Source organism: Labrenzia sp. C1B70, assembly GCF_000475395.1.
GTDB classification, from domain to species: domain Bacteria; phylum Pseudomonadota; class Alphaproteobacteria; order Rhizobiales; family Stappiaceae; genus Roseibium; species Roseibium algicola.
Genome location: NZ_AXCE01000006.1, coordinates 369,233 through 376,042, shown reverse-complemented (window position 1 = coordinate 376,042; position 6,810 = coordinate 369,233). Strand labels below are relative to the sequence as shown.

The 6,810-nt window shown below is 58.6% G+C and carries 2 protein-coding genes; both read right to left on the bottom strand.

Annotation, left to right across the window (positions count from 1 at the left end):
- A partial coding sequence (locus Q666_RS43420; protein ID WP_023004118.1) for a non-ribosomal peptide synthetase occupies positions 1-5,256 on the bottom strand: 5,256 nt, incomplete at its 3' end.
- 70 nt (positions 5,257-5,326) lie between these two features.
- On the bottom strand, positions 5,327-6,697 hold the full coding sequence (locus tag Q666_RS43415) for an NtaA/DmoA family FMN-dependent monooxygenase (RefSeq protein ID WP_286133995.1): 1,371 nt from the start codon (positions 6,695-6,697) through the stop codon (positions 5,327-5,329).
- Positions 6,698-6,810 lie beyond the last annotated feature (113 nt).

The window sequence follows — 6,810 nt, the reverse complement described above, 5'->3', positions numbered from 1 at the left end:
CACCGGGCCATCGAGGCTGACCACCGTCTGCACCTTGTAGGCGTCCTCGCCCGTCTCAGCGTCCATCAAGGCGTGAAACAGCAAACCCGACTGAAGACCCGTCAACGGCCACACCGTCGATAGCAAACCGCCGTAGCGGCTGCTGACAATGCTCAGATCTTCCTCGCTGATCCATCCTGACTTGAGATCAGTTCCGATCTCCGGCAATTGCTGCCTTTGCGCAACCGTTGCGAGCTCTGCAGGGGTCTTGTTGCTGAAGACATCCCTTGCCGAAAACACCAGCCCTGTTCGCCGTGCTCGGCTGACCAGCTGGATGGAGAGAATACTGTCGCCGCCAAGTGCGAAGAAGTTGTCGGCAGGTCCTACGGTTTCCAGACCCAGTAGATCAGCAAACAATGCGCAGATATCGGTCTCGGTTTGCCCCGCAGGTACCTTCGCTCCATCGCCGTGAATTTCAGGCGTCTGCAGGCGCTTGATGTCCAGCTTGCCATTGGTCGTGAAAGGAAGTTGTTCCAGAAGAACAAAATGGGCTGGCACCATGAATGCAGGGAGTGTCTCGGCAAGCCTTTTTCGCAAGCCTGCAAGATCTGGTTCTCCTGTCCCCGTACCGACAACATAGGCAACGAGTTTCTTTTCTCCGGGTCTGTCTTCACGCACGATCACCGTGCACTGGCCTATGTCCGACTGCCTACCGATGGCGTTTTCGATTTCCTGCGGCTCGATACGGAAGCCATTGATCTTGACCTGGTGATCGGCACGTCCGACGAAGGTCAGCAAGCCGTCACTGCGCCAGCGCACCAGATCCCCGGTCCGATACATTCTGCTGCCTGCGGGCCCCGCGGGATCGGCAACGAAGCGCTCGGCCGTCAGACCGGTCCGGTCGAGATAGCCAAGCGTCAGGCAGTCACCGGCCAGGTAAAGCTCGCCCACCATGCCGATACCGACAGGTTGCAGGCGGTCATCCAGAATTCGGACGCTACAATTGTCACGCGGCAACCCGATGGGAACCTTGTGGGCGGATTTCTCCAGCGTGTGCATTGCATGCCAGGTCACGAAGGTCGTGCCCTCTGCCGGGCCATAGCCATTGACGAACCGCGTACCAGGCGAAGCTGCCGTTGCCCGGCGCAAGGCTTCTGCGGAAGCCGCCTCACCACCTATCAGCACTGACCTCAAAGGCTTGAATGCTTCGGGTTTTTCACCTGCAATGATGTTGAAAAGACGTGTCGTGATACAGGCTGCAGACACCTTGTGCTCTTCGACCAGCCGCGCAATCGTTTCAGCATCGAGAATGCCAGGCGGCGCGATGAAAAGCTCCTGCCCCAACATGAGCGGTGTCCAGATTTCGTAGGTCGAAGCGTCAAATGCATAGGGCGAATGCAGCAAGACCCGCTCATGAGAGCCGTCCGGCCAGCATCCGTCGAGCGCGAGGGCCTGAATATTGCGGTGGCTGATCGCGATCCCCTTCGGCCTGCCTGTGGAGCCGGAGGTGAAGAGAACGCAGGCGATCTGTCCACTGGCGATATTCGGTAAGGTCTCCTTTCCCGCCGCCACTTGCAGGTGGCTGAAAGGAACGCAGGGTGCATCATTGAAACTGACTGATATCGCGTCTTCACTGTCAGTCAGCACGAGGTGGGCCCGGGTGTCGGCAACGAGTTGTTGAAGCCTGTTGGCAGGATCGTTCCTGTTCAAGGGAACATATGCCCCACCTGCCTTCACGATCGCGAGCGTTGCGACGACAAGATCAATGGAACGGTCCATCAGGACCGCGACCCGTGCCCCAGGTGCAACGCCCCGGCGGAGGAGGTTTTGCGCAACGCGGTCCGACAATGCATCGAGCTCGGCATAGGAAAGCGTGCGGGTCTGGCTGGAGAGAGCGACCTTCTCGCCCTTTTCCCTGGCCAACAGACGAAACCGCTCGGGCAAAGACATTTCGATCGCAGCTTTTTCGACCTGCTTGCCTTCGCACAAGGCGGCAAGGCGTGACGCTTCGTCGGGATCGACAATCATGAGGTGGTCGATCCGTTTGTCCGGATTTTCCACGGCTGCGCGAAGCAGATCGATGAAACGCCGGGAAATATTGCCCGCAACCTCCCGATCCAGGAGATCTGTCCGGAATTCGATCCGCCCGTCGATACCGCCTGCGCCTCCGACCTCGTCGCGATGAGCAGTCAGGTCGAAGGAAAGATCGAACTTTGAGGCTTCGACAGGCACGTCTTCAACTTCGCAGCCCAACCCCGGCAAAGTAACAACAGTCGCTCCTGCCATATCGAGCGCCAGAACGGTCTGGAACACCGGATGAAAGGACAGGTCCCTGCTTGGAGCGACCTTGTCGACCACGAGCTCGAACGGCAAGTCCCGGCGGGAATAGGCGGCAAGGTTCCGGTGACGCGTATCGGCCAATAACGCGCGAAAGGTCGGCCTGCCGGAAAGATCGCTCCGGAGCGCCAGCATGTTGACGAAGAGGCCTACGGTTTCTTCGAAAGAGCTGTCCGGGCGGCCATCGACAGGCGTTCCGATGACGATGTCGTCCCCAGCGCCGAGCCGTGACAAGGTCGCAGCCATCGCAGCCTGCAGTACCATGAACAGGCTGGTCCGAGTTTCCAATGCCAGTCGCTCAAGCTTGCAATGAAGCTCTGGCGGGATCGCGACGGCTACTCCGTCGCCTTGCCAATAGGTATTCTTTCGTTGCCCTTCGGCACAAGGCAGATCAACGCAATCCGGAGCGCCTGCGAGGTCTTCGCTTGCTTCAGCAAGACGAGCGGCAAGTTCCTGTTCCGCTGCCTCGGACAGCCGGGTATGCTGCCAACTTGCGAAGTCGGCATATTGGACTGCCGGCTTTTGCCAGACAGGTTCCTTGCCGCTCATTCTCGCCGCAAAGGCCATCTCGAAGTCGGCAAGCAATGGACGCAGGGCGCCACCGTCAATCGCGATATGATGCACGACAATCTGCATCATGCATTGCGGTTCAGGACCGAAATTTTCGTCCGTAACGATGGACACTGTCACCGGCAGGTCCTTGCACAGATCGAACGGACTGGAAGACTGACGGGAGAGTTCTGACCGGCCTTCAGCTACTGGTACTGAAACAATCCGTATGACATCTTCCGAAACGAAACCCGTACGGATCTCCTGATACGGCTCTCCGGCCCCGTCTTGCGGATAAACGGTCCGCAAGACCTCGTGCCTCTCGATAACGTCTGACCAGGCTTGCCCGAGAACGGACGGATCGACAGCGCCGGAAAGCCGGAAGCGGTAGGCCAGATTGTAGGAAGTATCTTCCGGGTGAAGCCGCTGCAGGAACCAGAGACGCTTTTGAGCAGAAGACAGCGGAACCTTGTCGGGTCGCGCAACGGATTTCTGTTTCAGGGAACATGGTTTCGCTGCCCCTATCAGACGGGCAAGCGCAGCCGGTGTCGGCGCGTCGAAAATCTCGCCAGGAGCGATCTGCACGCCAAATCGGTCTCTCAGTCGATAAGCAAGACGCGCGGCCAGCAGTGAATGCCCACCCAGGAGAAAGAAATTATCATGGACTGAAACCGAGTGGACGCCGAGCAGCTCTGTAAATGCCTTGCAGATTGCGGTTTCAAGGTCGCTCTGCGTTCCGCTTGCGCTCCGCCCAGCCGTCCGCACTGGATCCGGCAACGCTGCCCTGTCCAACTTGCCATTGGGTGTGAGCGGAAGCGCATCGAGAGCCATAATCGCCGACGGCAGAAAGGCTGGAGGGAGAGCTTCTGCCAAGGCGGCCATAAGCCTTGCGACATTTGTATCGGCTCCCACTTCCCAGACAACATAGGCAGCAAGATAGACGTCCGTGTTGTCACGTCGCTTCGCAACGACAGCCGAACGGGCAACTTCCGGCAATCTGTCCAGGGCTGCTGCGACTTCTCCCGGCTCGACGCGGACGCCGCGTATCTTCACCTGATGATCGGAACGCCCCAGATATTCGTAACCACCGTCAGGCATTCGCCGCGCAACGTCGCCTGTTCTGTAAAGCAAGGCACCAGCGGGTCCGAAGGGCGAAGCGACGAACCGTTCTGCGGTCTTGTCCGGTTGGCGATGATATCCAAGCGCAAGACCTGTGCCGGTTATGTAGAGTTCACCGGTCTCTCCGTCGGAGACAGGCTGAAGCAGATCGTCGAGCAGGTAGACGACTGTTTCCCGTATAGGGTTGCCGATGGCAATTTTCCTGTCTGCATCACATCGCGCCCAGAGGCTGTCCCCCGCAGCTTCTGACGCACCGTAGAAGTTGAACAAGCGGGCGTCTGGCAGTTTTTCGCAGAATTTTTGCAGAAGACTTGATGGTAGAGGCTCGCCACTCGTGACCCAGGTCCGGCAGCCCTTCAAGTCTGGCAAACAGTCGTCCTCGAGAAGACTTGCCAGCAGGCTCGGCACAACGGTCAACCGCGTGACGGCAAACGCCGCCACCGTCTCTGCCAGTCGCCTTGGGTCAGCGGAAACATTTCCACCTTCGAGGACGACCGCACAGCCATTGCACAAGACGCCCAACAGCTCGGTCGACCCGTCAATGAAGTTCAAGGAGGTCTTGAACAACGTCCGCTCACCCGGCGCGAAGGGCAAGGCTTCCGATATCCAGGTCAGCCTGTTGGCAAGAGCGGCCTGCCGCCCGAGAACGCCCTTGGGCCGCCCGGTGGAACCGGACGTATAGACCAGATAGGCAGGATCATGGCCCGTCAGCCGGCGAACAAGATCAACACCCACAGGAGCGGTATCAGGCTGTCTGGCGATGTCCCGGCTCAGCGAACCGTTTCCGAGAAAGACCGCCCGCGCTGTCTGACCTGCCGCCTCAATGACGCCGGCGACCGGTTGTTCCGCAAGGATCAGATCCGGCTCTGCGTCTTGAAGCATGTCAATCAGACGCTGTCGAGGATAGGTCGGATCGAGCGGCATGTAGCACGCTCCGGTCTTGATCACGCCCAGCAGGCTTACGACGAGGTCCGGCCCGGCAGCACAGCCGAGTGCCACGATGTTGCCAGGCCCGACACCCCGGCCGATGAGGTACCACGCGACACGGTTCGCCTTCCGGTCCAGTTCCTCGAAGGTCAGAACCTTATCCGGCAGTATCAGTGCCGTGTCACCAGGTCTCGACTTCACCTGCCTGGCAAAAAGTGCGCGAACAGAATCAGTCTCATTGTCCGATGTTGCTTCCAACGGCAAATGGCTGGCATCCGGACGCGCATTGCTGCCTGAGGCAGCCTTTGCCCTTGCTGTCTGGAAACCACTTTCGCGGGATGTCATTGAGATCAACTCCGTCGAAGAATTGCCGTTTCTGTTTTGCCTGTCCGGCCGAAACCGAATTGAAATATCGTCAGCCTTGCAGCCCGAGGCGCTGCCTGAGTGTCAAAGGTTCGTGCCCCGCCGGCCGTACGTGCCCTCGCCGGCGGAGAATTGGCACGACGGAGCGGGAAAACTCGTCAAAGCTTCCGGGAAAGTGGGTCGGGGTAATCACGAAGCCGTCGCAAGCGCCGCTTGTAAAATAGCTCTCAAGCTGATCGGCCACCTGTTCCGGCGTTCCGACAAGACGCGGCGTCGACGTGCTCCGCGCCATCCGAATGGCAATGTCGCGAAGCGTCCAGAGCCTTCCCCTGTCCTCTTCCCGGATCCTCTCCAACCAGGGAAATGCGGCTCCGCCATCGACAGCCGCCTTGTTTGGCGACTTGCCAGAACTCTCCAACACCTTGTCGATTGGCGTATCAGGATCGAAACCTGTCGCGTCGACGCCGATCATGCCCGACAGAAAGGCGATGGCGACATCCGGATGGATCAGCTCGTCCAGATATTCGGCCCGCGCTTTTGCAATGGCTTCGGTTTCACCGATCACAGGCTGCACCGCCGTCAGCAGGAATATCTTCTCCGGGTCGCGCCCCATCTCTGCAGCCCGGCGGCGAACATCGGCACGCAGTTCCGACATGCCCTCGGCGTCTGCCTGAATTGCGAAAACGACATCAACCCACTTGGCGGAAAAATCGCGACCCCGCGGAGAAACGCCGACACTCATCAGGATCGGTTCACCGTCCGGTCCCGCGGGAAGTGACAAGGGACCTCGAAGTTTGAAGCGTTCGCCTTCGTGATCAATGGGATGGATCTTGCCGGTGTCCGCGTAAAGCCCGGACGCCTTGTCGCTTACCAGCGCGTCCGGTTCCCAGGACTTCCAGAGCTTGCGGCAGATCTCCAGGATCTCTTCCGCCCTGTCATAGGCTTCGGGAGAAATGAGCTTTGGGAAATGACCGAAATTGTGCCCGTTGCTCGGACCAGCGGAGGTTACGACATTCCACGAGATCCGGCCCCTGCTGAAATGGTCCAGCGTACTGAGCGTACGGGCCAGATGATAAGGTTCCATGTAGGTGGTCGATAGCGTGACGGTAAAACCGAGCGACTTCGTTACCGAGGCCATGAGGGAAACCAGCAGGTTCGGGTCATGGCGGATGGCACCAACCGCACCGTGTTTCAAAAAGGTTTCGTAGTTGTCGTTCAGTCCGGTTGTCACGCTGAGCGATTCTGGAATGAATGCGAGGTCGAACCCGCCCCGTTCCAATGTGACCGCCGTATCCTTGAAGAGATCGGGATCACAGAAATCCGTTTCGCTGTACGGGTGGCGCCACATGCCGGCGAAATGGCTTCCAGGCACCAGAATATACCCGGCCAGAAACATATGACGATTTGCAACACCAGAACTCAAATCACCCCCCAGGACCGGTTTTAAGCAAAGTAATCGATCGTTTAAATTAGTTACCTACTCACTTTTCATTCTCATGACCTAACGGCAATAAAAAACAATTCACGAATTTTTCG